This is a genomic window from Ectothiorhodospira shaposhnikovii, assembly GCF_022227765.1.
Taxonomy (GTDB): Bacteria; Pseudomonadota; Gammaproteobacteria; order Ectothiorhodospirales; family Ectothiorhodospiraceae; genus Ectothiorhodospira.
In genome coordinates, this window is record NZ_JAJMLZ010000001.1 from 373,469 (window position 1) to 389,719 (window position 16,251).

At 62.7% G+C, this 16,251-nt stretch carries 18 protein-coding genes; 2 read left to right on the top strand and 16 right to left on the bottom strand.

Annotated elements, in window-relative coordinates:
- The first annotated feature begins 11 nt into the window (after window positions 1-11).
- Window positions 12-2,747: a response regulator gene (locus LQD11_RS01810; protein WP_338081460.1), complete on the top strand. Its 2,736-nt coding sequence runs from the start codon at window positions 12-14 to the stop codon at window positions 2,745-2,747.
- Window positions 2,747-3,658 carry a diguanylate cyclase domain-containing protein gene (locus tag LQD11_RS01815; RefSeq protein WP_238615994.1) on the top strand — a complete coding sequence of 304 codons (912 nt, stop codon included), beginning with the start codon at window positions 2,747-2,749 and terminating at the stop codon, window positions 3,656-3,658. Before LQD11_RS01810 ends, LQD11_RS01815 begins: the two co-directional genes overlap by 1 nt.
- 24 nt (window positions 3,659-3,682) lie before the next feature.
- On the opposite strand, the gene LQD11_RS01820 is transcribed toward LQD11_RS01815, so the two are convergent.
- From LQD11_RS01820 to LQD11_RS01895, 16 genes are all read right to left on the bottom strand, one after another.
- On the bottom strand, window positions 3,683-4,465 hold the full coding sequence (locus LQD11_RS01820; RefSeq protein ID WP_238615995.1) for a ParA family protein: 783 nt from the start codon (window positions 4,463-4,465) through the stop codon (window positions 3,683-3,685).
- A complete protein-coding gene (locus LQD11_RS01825; protein ID WP_238615996.1) occupies window positions 4,462-4,833 on the bottom strand; it encodes a response regulator in 372 nt (123 codons plus the stop codon). Before LQD11_RS01825 ends, LQD11_RS01820 begins: the two co-directional genes overlap by 4 nt.
- A 17-nt stretch (window positions 4,834-4,850) precedes the next feature.
- Window positions 4,851-5,924, bottom strand: coding sequence for a sensor histidine kinase (locus LQD11_RS01830; protein WP_238615997.1), 1,074 nt, complete (start codon window positions 5,922-5,924; stop codon window positions 4,851-4,853).
- A gap of 10 nt (window positions 5,925-5,934) precedes the next feature.
- Window positions 5,935-6,519 (bottom strand): SpoIIE family protein phosphatase, encoded by a 585-nt coding sequence (locus LQD11_RS01835; RefSeq protein WP_238615998.1) that lies wholly within the window; start codon window positions 6,517-6,519, stop codon window positions 5,935-5,937.
- A complete protein-coding gene (locus LQD11_RS01840; RefSeq protein WP_238616001.1) occupies window positions 6,516-6,899 on the bottom strand; it encodes an ATP-binding protein in 384 nt (127 codons plus the stop codon). The genes LQD11_RS01835 and LQD11_RS01840 overlap by 4 nt, the downstream gene beginning before the upstream one ends.
- A gap of 82 nt (window positions 6,900-6,981) precedes the next feature.
- Entirely contained in the window at window positions 6,982-7,392 is a 411-nt protein-coding gene (locus LQD11_RS01845) for an anti-sigma regulatory factor (RefSeq protein ID WP_238616002.1), read from the bottom strand.
- Window positions 7,385-7,780 carry an STAS domain-containing protein gene (locus tag LQD11_RS01850; RefSeq protein ID WP_238616004.1) on the bottom strand — a complete coding sequence of 132 codons (396 nt, stop codon included), beginning with the start codon at window positions 7,778-7,780 and terminating at the stop codon, window positions 7,385-7,387. Before LQD11_RS01850 ends, LQD11_RS01845 begins: the two co-directional genes overlap by 8 nt.
- Window positions 7,777-8,649, bottom strand: coding sequence for an STAS domain-containing protein (locus tag LQD11_RS01855; protein WP_238616006.1), 873 nt, complete (start codon window positions 8,647-8,649; stop codon window positions 7,777-7,779). Before LQD11_RS01855 ends, LQD11_RS01850 begins: the two co-directional genes overlap by 4 nt.
- 38 nt (window positions 8,650-8,687) lie before the next feature.
- Entirely contained in the window at window positions 8,688-9,956 is a 1,269-nt protein-coding gene (locus tag LQD11_RS01860; protein ID WP_238616007.1) for a methyl-accepting chemotaxis protein, read from the bottom strand.
- A 9-nt stretch (window positions 9,957-9,965) separates the two neighbouring features.
- Window positions 9,966-10,340, bottom strand: coding sequence for a response regulator (locus tag LQD11_RS01865; protein ID WP_238616009.1), 375 nt, complete (start codon window positions 10,338-10,340; stop codon window positions 9,966-9,968).
- A gap of 5 nt (window positions 10,341-10,345) precedes the next feature.
- A complete protein-coding gene (locus tag LQD11_RS01870; protein ID WP_238616010.1) occupies window positions 10,346-10,588 on the bottom strand; it encodes a hypothetical protein in 243 nt (80 codons plus the stop codon).
- The gene (locus LQD11_RS01875; RefSeq protein ID WP_238616011.1) at window positions 10,588-13,245 is read right to left on the bottom strand and encodes a chemotaxis protein CheA; all 2,658 of its coding nucleotides are present in this window, start codon (window positions 13,243-13,245) and stop codon (window positions 10,588-10,590) included. The genes LQD11_RS01870 and LQD11_RS01875 overlap by 1 nt, the downstream gene beginning before the upstream one ends.
- Entirely contained in the window at window positions 13,242-13,619 is a 378-nt protein-coding gene (locus LQD11_RS01880; RefSeq protein WP_200176117.1) for a response regulator, read from the bottom strand. Before LQD11_RS01880 ends, LQD11_RS01875 begins: the two co-directional genes overlap by 4 nt.
- A complete protein-coding gene (locus tag LQD11_RS01885) occupies window positions 13,616-14,461 on the bottom strand; it encodes a CheR family methyltransferase (protein ID WP_238616013.1) in 846 nt (281 codons plus the stop codon). Before LQD11_RS01885 ends, LQD11_RS01880 begins: the two co-directional genes overlap by 4 nt.
- A 5-nt stretch (window positions 14,462-14,466) precedes the next feature.
- Window positions 14,467-15,093 (bottom strand): HEAT repeat domain-containing protein, encoded by a 627-nt coding sequence (locus LQD11_RS01890; protein WP_238616018.1) that lies wholly within the window; start codon window positions 15,091-15,093, stop codon window positions 14,467-14,469.
- A 28-nt stretch (window positions 15,094-15,121) separates the two neighbouring features.
- Window positions 15,122-16,210 carry a protein-glutamate methylesterase/protein-glutamine glutaminase gene (locus tag LQD11_RS01895; protein WP_238616019.1) on the bottom strand — a complete coding sequence of 363 codons (1,089 nt, stop codon included), beginning with the start codon at window positions 16,208-16,210 and terminating at the stop codon, window positions 15,122-15,124.
- Window positions 16,211-16,251 lie beyond the last annotated feature (41 nt).

A 16,251-nucleotide genomic window follows, 5' to 3' on the forward strand; every position in this document is an offset into this window, starting at 1 on the left:
CTCCGGATGAGGTGGAGGCGCATGTGTCGAAGATCATGGCGCGGGGACGAGATGATTTCGAAACCCGGATGCGCCGCGAGGACGGCAGTCTGATCCATGCAAATATTTCCGTGGTTGCCATGGAATTGAGTTCCGGACCCTGTCTGTTGGTGGTGTTCAGGGACGTCACGGCGCAGAAAAACAATGAAATGCACCTGCTTGAGAGCAGGGAACGGCTCAAGCTCGCCACCGAGGCGGCCAATATCGGTATCTGGGACTACGACATCGCCAATGACGTGCTGCTCTGGGACGAAGGGATGTTCAGGGTTTATGGCGTGGATCAGCAGATCTTCGGCGGTCGCTTCAAGGACTGGCAGGCACGGGTCCTGCCCGAATCGCTCCCGACCGTGCTGGGGGCATTCGAGCGCCTGCTGAAGGAGGATGTCCGTTTCGACGTGGAGTTCCAGATACAGCGATACCGGGATGGGGCACACAGGACATTGCGTGGTCTGGCCCAGGTCAGGCGCAACGAGGCTGGAGAGGCGGTACGTGTGGTCGGCGTCAACGAGGACATCACGGGTCGGGTCATGGCCGCCCGGGAACTGGCGGCACAGGAAGCCAAGTTTCGAGGTTTGTTCGAGCTGTCACCGGTCGGGATCGCCATGAATGATTTCAGGACCGGGCAGTTTCTCGAATTCAATCGGGCGATCAACGAACCTGCCGGCTATACCCCCGGAGAGTTCAGACGACTCAGCTACTGGGAGCTGACGCCCGCGTCTTACCTGCCCGAGGAAGAAAAGGCTCTGGCCTCCATGGAAGCGACGGGCTTCTACGGTCCCTTCGAAAAGGAATACATTCGCAAGGACGGCAGTCGCTACCCGGTACTGCTCCATGGATTCAAGACTACGGATCAGGATGGGCGGGAAGTGATCTGGTCCATCATTCAGGATATTTCCCACATCAGGCAGGCCCAGGAGGCGGCCGAGCGCGCCAATCGGGCCAAGGGTGAGTTTCTGGCCAACATCAGTCATGAGATCCGCACGCCAATGAACGCGGTCATCGGCATGACGGAGTTATTGCTCAACACCCCCATGGATGAGCGGCAGCAGGATTATCTTGCGAAGATACGTGATGCTTCACGCATGCTGCTGGGCATCATCAACGACATCCTGGACTATTCGAAAATCGAGGCCGGCAGGCTGGAACTGGACTGTCATCCTTTCCTTCTCGATGAACTGCTGGATCGCATGCGAGCCCTGTTTGCCCTCACGGCGGAAACCAAGGGTATCGAGCTGATACTGCAACAGGAAACCGATGGCGGGCTGATGGTGGAGGGAGACTTCCTGCGCCTGTGCCAGGTTCTGAGCAATCTGTTGAGCAATGCCGTCAAGTTCACCGAACAGGGGCGGGTGACCCTGGCAATTCATCAGCTTGCCTTGGGCGACGAGGGTACCTCGGTGCGATTGCGTTTCCAGGTTCGGGATACCGGCATCGGGATCAGCGAGCCGCAACAGACCAAGCTGTTTCTTCCCTTTTCCCAGGCGGATTCTTCCACCACCCGCAAATACGGCGGCACCGGTCTGGGTCTGGTGATCAGTCGTCGCCTGGTGGCGCAGATGGGCGGGGAACTGGCGCTTTACTCCGCGCCCGGCCAGGGCAGTCTGTTCCAGTTCGAACTTCAGCTTCCTCTATCCGGCCACGTCTCCAAGGCAGCAACCACCAACGGTCTGATTCACGGGAAAGGCAGGGTCCCCACCTTTCCCGGCCAGACCATCTTGCTGGTGGAGGATAATGCCATCAATCAGGAGGTGGCCATGCAGATACTCAAAAATACCGGTGTCGAAGTCATGGTGGCCTGTAACGGTCTGGAGGCCGTCAATCTGCTGGAGCAGCAGCCTGTCGATCTTGTGCTCATGGATCTGCAGATGCCGGTGATGGACGGTATTGAAGCGACACGGCGTATTCGTCAGCGTTTTCCGGAGTTGCCGGTCGTGGCGTTGTCCGCGGCGGCGATGGATGATGACCGGCTACGCGCCCGGGCGGCGGGCGTGAACGGCCATCTGGCCAAGCCGATCGATACCCAGGCCCTGTTTGCCATGTTGAGGCGCTGGCTGCATGAAGATACCATGCGGGCCGGTGACACGGCTGCCTCGTCTCCTGATTGCGCGCTGCCCTCCGACCTGCCGGGGTTCGATCTGGATCGTGGTCTGCGGACCTTCGAGGGCAATGCCTCCTTGTATCTGAACATGCTGCGTCGTTTCAATCTGGAGCTGCAGACCGGTTTCTCCGATATCGATATGGTTTTGAAGCCACCCCATGCCGAAATGTTGCGGCGCAGCCTTCACACCCTCAAGGGGCTGGCGGGAACTCTGGGCGCAAATCGTCTGCAGAGACGCGCAAGGGCCATGGAGCAGGCCCTGGAGAAAGATGGCGATGTTCCCCGGCGACTGCGTGCCTCGTTCATCGAAGCCCTGAACGAAGTGCGTAAAAGTCTGACCACCTTGCCGGTGGCGCCTGTGGTCGAACGGGACACGGTTGATGACCCCGAGTCCGTGAGGGTGTTGATGCAGAGGGTGCATGCCTCCCTGTTGGCCGGCGAGTGGGTGGCCGCCGATACCATACATCGGGTGACCGACTGCCTGCGGCGACGTGTCGGCGAGGCCAGGGTGAAGGAGTTGGAGCAGTTACTGGCTGATCTTGAGCACGAGAGGGCCGCTGATCTGTTACGGAAACTGGCATGCGACGCCGGTCTGGAGATTGAAGTCTGATGTTGAACGAGGTCAAGGCCACGGTGCTGATCGTTGACGATCAGCCCGCCAACATTCATGTATTGGCCAATCTGTTGAGCAGTGAGTATCGTATTCTGACCGCGACCCGGGCGGAAAAGGCCCTGATCCTGGCCGGCAGGGAACCGGCTCCGGACCTGATCCTGCTGGATGTGCTCATGCCGGACATGGATGGTTATGAGTTGTGCTATCGGCTCAAGGAAGATGCGCGTACCCGGCATATCCCGGTGATCTTCGTGACGGCGCTGGATCATGATGTCAACGAGGAAAAGGGTTTCAACCTGGGGGCGGCGGATTACATTTCCAAGCCTTTCAATCCGGCCATTGTCCGTGCCCGGGTACGTAATCACATCAATTACAAACTCAAGGCCGACCAGCTGGAGCGGATATCGCTTCAGGACAGTCTGACGGAGCTTCCGAACCGGCGTCATTTCGACCAGACACTGGCGGAGGAATGGTCACGCCTGTCCCGTCATGTCCCTTCCTGCCTGTCCCTGCTCATGATCGATGTCGACTGTTTCAAATCCTACAACGATCATTACGGCCATGGCGCGGGAGATGTCATCCTGCGCCGGGTGGCGCAGGTGCTGAAAGGCAGTATCGCCAGACCTTCGGATTTTGTCGCCCGATACGGGGGAGAGGAGTTCGTTGCCCTGCTACCGGATACGGATGCCCAGGGTGCCCGGCACGTTGGGGAGTGCATGGTGGCGGCGGTGAGAGACTTGATGATTCCCCATGAGTATTCCGGCGTCTCTTCCTGCCTGACCGTCAGTGTTGGTGTTGCCACCCATGCCGCCCCGGCACCGCTGCCGTCCGCGGAAGCACTCAAGCAGGCGGCGGATCAGGCACTCTATCGGGCCAAGTCCCATGGGCGCGACCGGGTGATGGAGTGAGCGCCTGAATGAACGATCCGGCTTTCAGGCTCGCATGCGTTGTTCGATGACTCCGAAGACTGTCCTGTAATCCTCATTGCCGCGGCTGCGGGGCGCATACAGCCGGATGGGTCGCCCGGCGGCGAAGGATTCCGCCAGCTTGATGTCGTTGCGAATCCCGCCCAGTACCCGGTCCTCGCCAAACTGCCGGGCCACCTGATCGCGGACGGTCTGGTGCTGCCGGACCCGCATGTCCAGCATCACCGGCAACACCCCCATCAGACGCAGGTTGGCATTGCTGCGCATGGCCACCTTGAAAAAGACCTTCGACAGTTGCTTGACCCCTTCACCGGCCAGGGGGTGCGGCATGAACGGGATGACCGCCCAGTGGGCGGCCGCCAGGGCATTGAGCAGCAGATGATCCAGGGAGGGCGGCGAGTCGATGACAACCTGATCATAGCGGGATGTCAGTGCCGGATCCGCCAGTGCCCGTGCCAGCACTTGCTCGTCATCGGGGGCGCTGCCGTGCTGAAAATCCGGATTGGCGGGGGCCAGGTCCAGGCCCAGGCAGCAGGTGGGATAGCGTGCGTCCAGCAGACCGATGTCGTGGTCCTGAAAGAGATGGTGCACCGTGGGTCGAGTGGGGGAAGGCGTGACCCCAAGGCCCAGGGCGCAGTGCCCCTGGGTGTCCAGGTCGATCAGAAGCGTGCGACGGCCCGTCGCGGCGAATTCCGCCGCCAGGTTGACCGCCGTGGTGGTCTTGCCGGTACCCCCCTTGCGGTTGCTGACCACCAGCACGGTGGGCCCCGTTCCCCCCGCCGCGCTCATGGATGCAGGGTTTCCTCAAGAACCCGGCGCAGTGACTCACGGGTGAAGGGCTTGGGCAGGGTGGCCTTCACGCCCATCAGTTCGGCGGACTCCAGGTTGAATTCCAGGCTGATGGAACGGCGCCCGCCGGACATGGCAATGATGGGAATGGGGCTGTTGCGCTGATTGAGGGCATTGATCAGTTCGATGCCATCGCCGTCCGGCATCAGGATGTCGGTCATGATCAGGTCCGGCGAATGGGACTCCAGGAGTGTGAGGGCCTGGGTGCCGCTGGCGGCGCCGAGTACGCGGAACCCTTCCTTGCTCAGCATTTCCTGCAACATGGTCCGGAAAGTGTTGTCGTCATCAACTACCAGGATTGTGGTCATGGTCTTTTCCGTGTCTGTCATGGGGACAGGTCTTTGGGGGGAGCCGTGTGACCCGGACCCGGGGTATGTCCGCCAAGGGCGGGCAGGTCGATGCTGAACCGGGTGCCCGCACCGGAGGTGCTCTCCAGGGTGATCGTACCGCCCAGGCTGGTCACCAGGCCATGGATCACCGACAGTCCCAGCCCGGTTCCCCTGCCGGGGGGCTTGGTGGTGAAGAAGGGATCGAAGATACGTGCCTGGATCTCCGGTGTCATCCCCTCGCCGTTGTCGGTGACGCTCAGGCGGACGATGGGGCCGGGCTGATCCGATGTCCGCGGCAGGGTATCAATGCCGACCCGTATCATCCCGGCCCGCCCTTGGATGGCATCGGCGGCGTTGATGCAAAGATTCATGACGATCTGCTGGATCTGGCTGTGCTCTGCCATCACCCAGGCCTGCCCGGGACCCTCGTCCATGACCAGTCGAATGTGCACGGGCAGGGTAGCCCTTAGTAGCTCGATGGTTTCGCCGACGACGGGAACCACATTGACGGGCTCAAGGATCTCGGGCATTGAGCGGGCGAAATCCAGCAACCGGGTGGTCAGGTCACGGGCCTTGAAGCTGGATTTGAGGATATGGCCCAGATACCGGGCGCCGCTGGAGTCGGGCTGTACCTCGTCCGTGAGCAGTTCACTGAAACCGATGATGCTGCCCAATATGTTGTTGAATTCGTGGGCCACGCCCGAAGCCAGGGTGCCGATGGCCTCCAGACGGCGGAGCTGATCGAGACGGGCGCTCAGGATGGCCTGGGTGCGATGTTCCAGTTGCTCGCGAAAGGCCAGGCTGTAAGCCATGTAGGCCTCCATGAGCGGGGCCGTGACCTTGTCCGCCACCGTTGCCAGCGTCAGTTCCGGATGTGCCTGGGCCAGCGCCACCAGGGCGGCATGATGGATCTCGCTGACTTCCTCCAGCGGAAGTTCGCGACTCACCATTTCCCGGCCAAGGGCGGCGGCATCGGTCAGGGCCTGCTCCGTGGTCAGCGGGTCGTCGGTGAGGACGGCCTGCAGCAGCAGCCGGGTGTAGCGCGCCGTGATGTCGTCATCGCTATCCAAGTCGGCGGATTCATGCATGTCGGTAGAGGAGGATGGCGGCATCGTCGTTGTCCCGTGCCCAGCGTTGCAACAGTGTCCGGGCGGTCTGGTCCGTCGGCGAGGCATCCTTCAGGGCATCGGAAATGGGGATATCCTCGCTGATACCGTCGGAAAACATGACCAGCCAGTCACCCGGCCGCAGCAGATGACGCTCTGCGTAGAGACGATGGAAACCGGCACCGACAATGCCTCGTGCGCCCCCCAGTCTTGTCAGTCGATCCTGTTGCAGCAGCAGGGCGCGGATGTTGCCGACGGCGACGTGGGTCAGTGTCCCCTGATCATCGATCAGCGCCATGGCCAAGGCAACGCCGCGGGTGCCTCGCAACAGGGTGTCGCACCGGCCGAGGAGTCGGGTGGGCGGCAACGATCCCAACGCCATCAGATGCTGCATGGTGCTGAGGGCGGCATGGTGAGCCTCCGGGCCGTGTCCCAATCCATCGGCAAGCGCCATGTACAGTGTCTCGCCCTGCCGCCAGCAGCCGACCTGGTCCCCGCAGAGTGTTTCACCCGGCATCGGCCGGATGGCTCGACCCAGATTGTCGCTGCATGATTTCATGATCTGTCCACGGGCCGGTGACGGCACCATTTGATGGCCCTGATGCGGGTCCCCTGTCCGAAGGTGGAACTGATGCTGAATTCGTCCATCAAGCGGCTGGCTCCGGGCAGACCGCAGCCCAGCCGCCTTGCCGTGCTGTACCCTTCAGTCATGGCCAGATCAAGATCCGGAATGCCCGGTCCCTGGTCTTCCGCCCTCATTTCAAGCCCGATGATGCTGCCGTCGTTGTCGGTCAGTGGCTGCAGGTGGAGGGTGCCGCCGCCGGCATGTACCGCCATGTTGGCGGTCAGCTCCGAGGCGGCCGTGGCCACGTGATAGGCTTGCGCCCGGCCGAATCCCAGGTGTTCGGCCATCTGCCGGGCCGCGCGCGCGGCTTGCATGACATCCTGTTCACCGTGGATCGGTATGATCTGTGCGGGGGCAGTCGTGCAGTGGGTGTGGGGCGGGGGCTGTCGTGACATGTCAGACGGGCTTGCGAATGGCGATGACGATGCGGGTCAGCCCAGGGTTCGAGCTGATATGAAAACTGTCCACCAGTCTGCGGACCCCGGGCAATCCGGCGCCCAGGCCGCCGCTGGTGCTGAAGCCGTCCTGCAGGGCCAGGGTGAGATCGGGAATGCCGGGGCCGTGGTCTTCGATGGTGATCCGGATCATGCGTTCGCCCGGGTCCGACAGGTCTTCGATGAGGCAGGAGCCTGCCCCGGCATACTGGATCACGTTGCGGGTCAGTTCGGAGACCGCCGTGGCCAGCCGGGTCTGGTGGGCCTTGCCGAAGCCGAGATGGGCACTGAGCTCGCGGGCGGCCTGGCGGGCGGTGACGATGTCGCTGCTGTTGCCGATGGCAAGCCGTACGGACGGTCGTCGTTCATTCATCCCCGTCACCGGTGAAACGGATGTCGCCGCGGTGGGCGATGCGCTCCCTGAGCATCTCCAGACCCTGATCCAGGTTGAAGGCGCAGTCGGCTCCGATCAGATCCCTGCCCATCTCGATCAGGGTCATGGCGACATAGGGCTGGATACCGCAGATCACCACTTCCGCGCCCAGCAGGCGCACCATGCTGGCGGTATCGTTGATGACCCGTGCCATGTAGGAGTCCACCACGTCCAGCGCGGTGATGTCCACGGCCACGCCCAGGGCCTCGATCTCCGCGACCTTGTTGACCAGATCGGACTGGAACTGCATGGCCTCGTTGTCGGTGAGGTCTTCCTGAATGGAGACCAGCAGGATTCGCCCCAGACGCAGGATGGGAATTTTTTTCATGGGTGTGCCGGATCCTCCATGGCGGTGATGCGCTTGCCGGTGATCATCAGGGCTTCGGCAATACCGGCGCGCAGGCTGGCGCGGCAGATGACATCGCCGAAGCGGATGCCCAGCTTGGTCAGGGTCTGGGCGCCTTCCGGACTGATGCCGGTGAGCACCACCCGGCTACCCAGCAGACGGGCGGCGTCGATGGTCTTCATGATGTGCTGGGCCACGCTGGTATCAATGATGGGGACGCCGGTCAGGTCGATGACCGTCACCCGCGCTTCATGACGGGCAATGGCCTCCAGCAGATGATCCGCGATCTGACGGGCCCGTCCGGTATCGATGATGCCCACCAGAGGCAGCAGCAGGATCTGATGCCACAGGCGCAGCACGGGAGTGGACAGTTCCATCAGTGACAGATTCTGTTCCGAAATATGGCGATCCCGCAGGCTGAGTATGCTGTTGAAGGCGAACAGTGCAATCCGGTCAAAATAGCGATCCAGCCGAAGCATGGGTTCCGCCATCGAGAGTGTTTCGCTCTTCCGGTCCCAGGCCGTGACATGACGCAGCAGCAGTTGCCGAAGGCTGAAGAGCAGGCGCAAGGGATCTGTGGCCTGTTCCGGGTTGCGGGCCTGTTCGGCGGCCAGATGTCGCAGATGTACGCACAGGGGGGCCTGCTCGTCCAGGTCGGGGAGCTGATCCGGCGGGGCCGTCGTCAGCGCCGACAGGATCTGGTCAAACAGCGTCTGCATGATGTGTCGGGTCTGTGCCGGTGATGCCCAGCCCGGTTGACCGCTGTTATCGGCGGGCAACCACTTGGCGAACCATTCGGCGAGTATCTCATCCCGATGGGTTTGCAGGTGTTGTGACAGGGAAACGGTCATGGGCATTCTCGTCGGGTCACGGATGCCGATGCGCGGCATCAGAAAAGTTCGATACGCGGTCCCGCATCGGGGGTGGTGGTCTGGTGGTCGGGGTGGCTGTGACGGGCCTCGTCCTCCAGATAGCGGGCCAGCAGCTGCTGCAACTCCTCCGGGAGGGGCGCAAAACCCGTGGGAGACTGATCCACGCCGGCATAGAGCCGGCAACGCTCCGCCAGGGTGTCGGTCATGCGGGTCAACCGCTGTCCCTCCACATCCTGATACTGCATCAGCCCCAGCATGTCGGCAATCTGTTCCGCCAGTTCGGTATTGTGCCGGGTGACCACCGAGAACAGGGTCTTGTAGAACTGGCGCATGTCCTCGTAACTGTGCTGCAACGCCTGGAAGGCATCAACCACCTGGGTCGCCTTTTCCAGGTGGTGGTGAGAGTCGCCGAGGTTGCTGTTGGCCAGGCTGTTTTCCACCGCCATCAGGGCCTGATTGAGGCCGGATTCGATGGTGTCGGCCGCCGTCGAGGCACGATTGGCCAGGGCGCGTACCTCGGTGGCCACGACGGCAAATCCGCGCCCCGAGTCGCCGGCCCGGGCGGCTTCAATGGCGGCGTTGAGGGCCAGCAGGTTGGTCTGCTGGCTGATCTCCTTGATGGAGGCGGCGAGCCCTTCCAATTGCTTGACCTCCTGGAGGATGTGGTGAATCACCTCGGCATCCTGACGGATCTTGTCCGGCAGTTCGCGCACAAAGCTGGCAATCCTGTTCATGTCCTCCACACCCTGCTGGATGTCCACCGCCATGGTGGCCGCGTTGGTGCTGGAGTGGTGCAGATAGTCCAGCAGCTTTCCGGCCGCCTCGTTGAGCCGGCCGGTGCGTTCGATGATGCCCAGGGTGTAGGTCTCGCTGTCCTGCAGGTTCTGCCGCAGCGCGTCCTGAAAGGCCTGATCCATATCGGCCGTGGCATGCATGGAATCGCGGCTGGCTGCCAGTTGTGTCTCGGTCTTGACCAGTTCCTCGTCCAGCGCCTCCAGGGTGCGGCACAGGGAACCGGCGTTGCGGTAGCTGGTGCGAAAGAACACCAGTCCGGCGAGGAAGTTGGTCCCCAGCAGGGCAATGGCCACCATGATCGCCAGTACCGCGGCTTCACTGATGCCCAGCCATTGCGACAGCCGCGCCGGCCAGGCATGGGTGTGATACACCAGCAGGGACAGCAGCAGGGTGCCCAGCACCGTGGAGACGGCCATGTTGCGACGCAGGGTGCGCGCCTGTTGCAGGGAGGCTTCGGCCAGTTTCCGGCGCTGCTCGGTCAGGACCGTCATGGGGTGTCCTCAGGCGCCGGGCAGGACTTGCTTGATGACCTTGATCAGGTCGGCGCCACTGACGGGTTTGAGCAACCAGCCGGTGGCACCCAGTTTCTTGGCCTCGTCCCGCTTGGCCTGCTGGCTTTCCGTGGTCAGGGCCAGGATGGGGATGAAGCGCATGCCCGGCAGGGCGCGGGCATGACGGATGAAGTCGATCCCGCCCATGCGGGGCATGTTGATGTCGGTGATGATCAGGTCCGGCTTGACGCCGGACTTGAGCTTGTCCAGGGCCTGCTGACCGTCGTGGGCCGTCTCCACGGTGAAACCGGCGATCTGCAGGCTGGTTTTCAGGCTCATGACCATGGTGACTGAGTCATCCACCACAAGAATGGTCTTGGGCATGGAATTCATTCCTCTTGATTGAGTGCGTGTCTGAGCCAGTCTGCCGGCCGGGCGTCTTCGGGCCAGGCGGTGATCCGGGGGCGGGTGGCCATCAGGACCTGCAAGTTGGCGGCATGCAGGTGGGTACAGCCGGCCAGATCCAGGTTGCCCTCGGGATGCTTGAGCAGCCAGTCGAGCAGGATTTCGGCATCTTCGACGCCAAGCATGTCGGTGACCCGCAAGGTGTTGTCATCGATTTCAATGCCCATCACAGCAACTCCCGGGGATTGAGCACCAGCAGAACCGATCCGTCCCCCAGCAGGGCGGAGCCGGCATAACCCCGCAGGTTGCCGAGGAATCCGGCCAGGGGTTTGAGAATGATGTCCACGGTCTCGCGACAGTCATCCACGATGATGCCGAGAAAATCGTTTTCGATGCGCACCACCACCACCGCCATTTCACCATCATCGTTGGGAACCTGGGCTTCGTCCAGGGCCAGCAGGTCATTGAGCGCCACCAGCGGCACCACGCGGCCGCGCAGAACCGTGGTCATCTGGTGCTTGATGCATTGGATGTCGGTCCGTGCCACCCGTACGGTTTCCGCCACCGCGTCCATGGAGACGCCGAAACGCTGGCCGGCGGAGACGATGATCATCACGTTGGTCACGGCCATGGACAAGGGCAGGGAGAGCCGCAGGCGGGTTCCTTCGCCCGGTCGGCTTTTCAGATCGATGCTGCCGTTGACCCGCGCCACCGCCGTGCGCACCACGTCCATGCCCACGCCCCGTCCGGACAGGTCGGACACCTGGGCGGCGGTGGAAAAACCGGGGGCGAAGACCAGATTCAGTGCCTCCTGATCCGTGAGCCGCTCCAGGGCCTGTTCGTCGATGATACCCTTTTCATAGGCCTTGCGGCGGATCGCCGCGGGGTCGATGCCGCGACCGTCATCGGCGATCTCGATCACCACCCGGTCTGATTCGGAACGCGCGCTGATGGTGAGCCGTCCCGCCATCGGCTTGCCGGCGGCGCGACGTTCCTCCGGGGTCTCCAGGCCATGGTCGAGGCTGTTGCGAATGATGTGGACCAGGGGATCGGCCAGGGATTCGATGACGTTCTTGTCCGCCTCGGTGGATTCTCCTTCCAGTACCAGTCGCACTTCCTTGCCCAGTTTATGGGCGGTATCCCTGACCAGCCGCGGGAAACGCTGGAACACGAAGGACACCGGCAGCAGTCGAACCTGCATGATGGCGTCCTGCATTTCATCGGCGATGCGATTGAGTGTGCCGTACTGTCCCTTGATTTCCCGGGATAGCTCCCGCACGCCGAATACCGTCTCGGCGCGGGCGGCCAGATAGGGCAGGGCATTCTTGGCCACGATCATCTCGCCGATGAGGTTCATCAGTCGGTCGATCTTGGCCTGATCCACCTTGATGGCGCTGGGGCTGGCATAGTTGTCTTCCAGGCGGCGGCCGAACTTGCGGGCCTCTCCGTTGCCGGTTGTTGCGCCCGGCGTGGCGGGGGTGGGGGCGGGCTCGGTGGCGACGGTGCTGGGCGCCGCCGGTGCGGGATCGACGCCGACCGGTGCCGGCGTGACATGGTCCGCCAGCCATCGGGCCAGGGGCGAGGATGCCTTCTGCTCCAGCGCCGCCCGCAGGGCCTCGTCCATGCCTTCAAGGCGGGCCTGCTGTCCCGCTTGAGTGAAGGCTGCCCGCAGGCTGGCGGCGACGGCCCGCAGGCGGCCGGGGAGCCAGGGCGGTGTATCCTCCAGAGCGAGGATTTCGGCCTGGGTCGAGATGATGTCGGCATCGGGGGCGGCGGTGTCTTCGAGGACGGGTGCCGTGTCGTCACCGATACCTGCTCCACGGCGGATGTCGTCCAGCAGTTTTTGCTGGAGCCGGGTGTCGTCCGGCTGGGTGCCCAGTACCAGCAGCAGCCAGCGCAGCGCCGAGGCTACTTTGAGTTCGGGTGATGATAGTTCCAGCAGCAGTCGGCTGGCCCGGGCCAGACCGTCATGGTTGCCGGATTCCAGGTGTGACTTCGCGGTCTCAAGGTATTCCGCCACGGGCAGGCCGTCGTGCGTTTCCCCGGTAGGAATGGCCAGCATTGCCGGTTGAAGGGGGATGATCTCCACCTGGTCCGGGATGTAGCGGAAGTGTTCCGTCAGCTCCCGCGGATCCATGGGAATGACGCACTCGAAATGCAGCAGGCAGCGGTAGGCATCCAGGGCGTCCGGGGCCGGCCAGGGTTCCCGGGCACTGACTCGGCGCCAGAGGGGGTCGGGCAGCTGGGTGATCTGATAGAACGGGTCTTCCCCCTTGAAAAAACATTCTTCCTCGGGCCGATAACTGAGCCACGAGCAGGACTGCCCCTGGACCATGCGACGATATGCATCCATGCGCGCGGCTTCAGGTATCCGCGTCGTCGGGTCTGTCACGTCGTCGGCCGGGTCATCGGGGCGGGCGTGTGTTGCCGGGGTCGAGGCCGTCAATGGTTCGGCGGCGGTTGTCTCGGGTTCGTCCTGCTCGGCCCGAGCCGTGATGAGTCGACGCAGGGAATCGGTCAGCGCCACGGCGGCCGCGGTGCGTTCGGCATCGGCGGGCAGGTTGCCGTCGCCGCCGGCGAGGATCTCGTCGAGCAGGGCCGAGACAAAATCCATCGCCTCGAGCAGTGGATCCGCCAGCGACTGGGAATAGCCGATGCGGCCGTCCCTGACGGTGTCCATCAGGTCCTCGGCACCGTGGAGTACACGGGTCATCTCGGGAAAGTCGAACAGTCCGCTATTGCCCTTTAGGGTGTGGACCAGTCGGAACAATTCATCCATGAGTTCATGATCATCCGGCGTGTTTTCCAGCTGCATGAGCCGTTCGCCGATGGACTGGATGGCGTCCCTTGATTCACTGATGAACTGATCCAGTAACGGATTCATGACGGATGCCCCTCTCCAAGCAGGCCCCGTACCTGAGGCAGTAGCTGTTCGGGCCTGATCGGCTTGACGACGTACAGGTTGGCGCCGGCGACCAGGGCGGCCTCACGGTCCCGGGGCGACGACTCGGTGGAGATCATGATGGCCGGCGCCTGCGGGATGTCCTTCTCGCGCAGTGCCTTGAGAAAGCCGTAGCCGTCCAGCTTGGGCATGTTGATATCCACCAGGTAGAGGTCGAAGGGGCCTTCCATCTCCAGTTTTTCCAGGGCTTCCAGTCCGTTGATGGCCTCGATGACGGCAAAGCCGGCCTGTTCGAGGATTTCACGGTGATAGAGCCGGACCGTGGCTGCGTCGTCTATGACGAGAATGCGTTTCATCTCGCCTCCAGGGGTTTCTGATATACGATGGCTTCGGGAAAGCGCCGGATCTGGAACAGCGAGGAGATGCGGCTCATGGACTCGGAATGCCCAAGGCAGATGAAACCACCGGGGTTGAGGGCATCGAAAAAGGACTCCGCGGTCTTCTTGCGGGACAGGTCGTCGAAATAGATCAGCAGGTTGCGGCAGAAGATGACATCGAACTGCCGGTGACCTCGCATGTCGGCGGCATCGTGGACGTTCACACGGGTGAACTCCACCGCTTCCCGCAGGCTTTGGCTGATCTGGTAATGGCTGCCTGCCCGGTGAAAATATTTTTTCAGCAGATTGGTGGGCAGGTGCTGGATTGCCCGGCTGGCATACAGTCCCTTGCGGGCCTGCTCCAGAACCTGGGTATCGATATCGGAGGAAATGATCTCCACGTCCCACTGTTCGAGCAGCGGCCAGTGTTCCAGCAGGTAGATGGCGATACCGTAGGGTTCCTCGCCGGAGGAGGAGGGCACCGACCAGATGCGGATGGGCCGCGAGGATGAGCGTCGGGCCACGAGTTCGGGGAGAATGGAATCCACCAGACAGCGAAACTGGTACTCCTCGCGGAAGAAGTAGGTTTCGTTCACCGTCATGGCATTGATCAGGGTCTGCAGTTCGGCCCCGGAGGCCTGGAAGCGCAGCATGGTGAAGTAGTTGCGAAAGCTTTCATTGGCGGTGGCGGCCATGCGCTCAAGCAGGCGTTTGTCCACGAAATAGCGTTTGCTGTCCTCGAACAGCATGCCGGTCTTGCGATAGAAGAATTCCCGGAATTTCTGAAAATCCTCGTCGCTGATGACGCTGGGTTTCTGCATGGACATCACCCGGCCCCGATGCGCTTGAGGGCCAGATCGGCGGCGAACTGGATATAGGGTTCCTCCGGAAAACGCTGTTTGAGTGCCCGCAGGGCATCCCGGGACTGCGGGCTGCCCACCTCGCCCAGCAGATCCACGGCGGTGGCGCAGACGTTGATGTGTTCGTCCTTGAGAATGACCTCCAGCAGCCATGCCTCCACCTGGGGATGACGCAGGGATTCGAGCACGTTCACGGCGAAGATGCGCACATCCGGATCGGGATCGTGCAGGAGCTTTCCCATGTGGGGAGCGACCGGCTCGGGCAGTTCCTTGAGCACTTCAATGGCCGCGTTGCGCAGTAGGGTGTGTTCCGAATACAGACAGTCGATCAGCCCGCAAATGGCCACCTCGTTGGCGATGCAGCCCAGTGAGGTGACGATCACCTGCAGCACGGTGGCATCCTTTTCGTGGCGAAGCCGTGTGACCAGTGCTTCCGCCGCCGCCGGATGTTCCGCCAGGTCCCGGGCGGCCCAGCGGCGTTTCATGACATCTTCGTCCAGCAGCGTCTGCAGCAGGGTTTCCAGGTTTCTGGGCTCCTGACGCTCGCCGGGACTATGGCAGGGGGGGGTGGGCTGTCCCTTTTTCAACGCCATGGTGCAATCCTTGGGTTAAAAGGTTGAGTCAGCTGGCATGGACCCATTTGATGATCTGTTCCGCAATCCTTTCCACCGGCAGCACGGTGGTGGCGCCACCGCGTTTGATGAGTTCGGCGGGCATGCCGAAGACCACCGCCGACTGCTCGGATTCGGCGATGGTGCGGCCGCCCCGGCGCTTGAGTTCGGTAAAGCTTTCGGCCCCGTCGTACCCCATGCCCGTGAGCATGACGCCGATCACCCGGCGCGGGTTGCAGTGTTGCAGCACCGAGCGTCCCAGCAGTTCCACGGACGGGTGCCAGAGCATCTCCGGCGACTCCGGACGGGCGCTGACCAGACGCTTGCCGGCGCGTTGTACGACCACGATGTCGGCACCGCCCCGACCGATATGAATCTGCCCGGGCCTCAGTTCCAGCGGTCGCCGGAGTTCCAGCACCTCCAGGGCGCAGAGGCTGTTCATGCGTTCCGCGAAGGGGCGGGTGAAACTGGGGGGCATGTGCTGGGCCACCAGGACCGGCCAGGGAAAATCCGCCGGCAGCAGGGGCAGGATCTCTTCCAGGGTGCGGGGACCGCCGGTGGAAACACCGATGATGACCAGGCCGTCACCGTCCGCTTCTTCCCCCATGGGCAGTGGGCTGGTGCTTGGCCGGGGAGAAGGCTTGGCCGTTTCGCGGACGGACAGGTTGCCGCGGATGCGGGCCGCCAGACCCCGGGATTTTCTGATGCGCGCCCCGGCGGCGGCCCGCACCTTGGCGATGATCTCCGCCTCCACTTCGGCGATGGACAGGGAAATGGTACCGCCCGGCTTGGGGATATAGTCCACCGCACCCAGGTTGAGGGCCTCCAGGGTGGCGATGGCACCCTTTTCGGTGAGGGAGGAAACCATGACCACGGGCACGGGACGTTCCGCCATGAGCAGGGACAGGGCGGTCAGGCCATCCATCTGAGGCATGTTGATGTCCAGGGTGATGACGTCCGGCTCGAAGGTGCGGTTGAGTTCCACCGCTTCCTGGCCATGGCGGGCCATTTCCACCTGGAAATCGCCTTCCGCCATGAAGATGGCCTTGAGCTGGCGGCGCATCAGCGCGGAGTCATCGACGATCAGCAGCTTGATCACGGTCTTGTCTTAAGTCTCTGTATATTTTGAGGAGAGGCGAA

Coding starts and splice junctions, on each gene's coding strand:
- LQD11_RS01815 (WP_238615994.1), top strand. CDS start 2,747: ATGTTGAACGAGGTCAAGGCCACGGTGCTGATCGTTGACGATCAGCCC.
- LQD11_RS01820 (WP_238615995.1), bottom strand. CDS start 4,465: ATGAGCGCGGCGGGGGGAACGGGGCCCACCGTGCTGGTGGTCAGCAAC.
- LQD11_RS01825 (WP_238615996.1), bottom strand. CDS start 4,833: ATGACCACAATCCTGGTAGTTGATGACGACAACACTTTCCGGACCATG.
- LQD11_RS01835 (WP_238615998.1), bottom strand. CDS start 6,519: ATGAAATCATGCAGCGACAATCTGGGTCGAGCCATCCGGCCGATGCCG.
- LQD11_RS01840 (WP_238616001.1), bottom strand. CDS start 6,899: ATGCAAGCCGCGCGCGCGGCCCGGCAGATGGCCGAACACCTGGGATTC.
- LQD11_RS01845 (WP_238616002.1), bottom strand. CDS start 7,392: ATGAATGAACGACGACCGTCCGTACGGCTTGCCATCGGCAACAGCAGC.
- LQD11_RS01850 (WP_238616004.1), bottom strand. CDS start 7,780: ATGAAAAAAATTCCCATCCTGCGTCTGGGGCGAATCCTGCTGGTCTCC.
- LQD11_RS01855 (WP_238616006.1), bottom strand. CDS start 8,649: ATGACCGTTTCCCTGTCACAACACCTGCAAACCCATCGGGATGAGATA.
- LQD11_RS01860 (WP_238616007.1), bottom strand. CDS start 9,956: ATGACGGTCCTGACCGAGCAGCGCCGGAAACTGGCCGAAGCCTCCCTG.
- LQD11_RS01865 (WP_238616009.1), bottom strand. CDS start 10,340: ATGCCCAAGACCATTCTTGTGGTGGATGACTCAGTCACCATGGTCATG.
- LQD11_RS01870 (WP_238616010.1), bottom strand. CDS start 10,588: ATGGGCATTGAAATCGATGACAACACCTTGCGGGTCACCGACATGCTT.
- LQD11_RS01875 (WP_238616011.1), bottom strand. CDS start 13,245: ATGAATCCGTTACTGGATCAGTTCATCAGTGAATCAAGGGACGCCATC.
- LQD11_RS01880 (WP_200176117.1), bottom strand. CDS start 13,619: ATGAAACGCATTCTCGTCATAGACGACGCAGCCACGGTCCGGCTCTAT.
- LQD11_RS01885 (WP_238616013.1), bottom strand. CDS start 14,461: ATGCAGAAACCCAGCGTCATCAGCGACGAGGATTTTCAGAAATTCCGG.
- LQD11_RS01890 (WP_238616018.1), bottom strand. CDS start 15,093: ATGGCGTTGAAAAAGGGACAGCCCACCCCCCCCTGCCATAGTCCCGGC.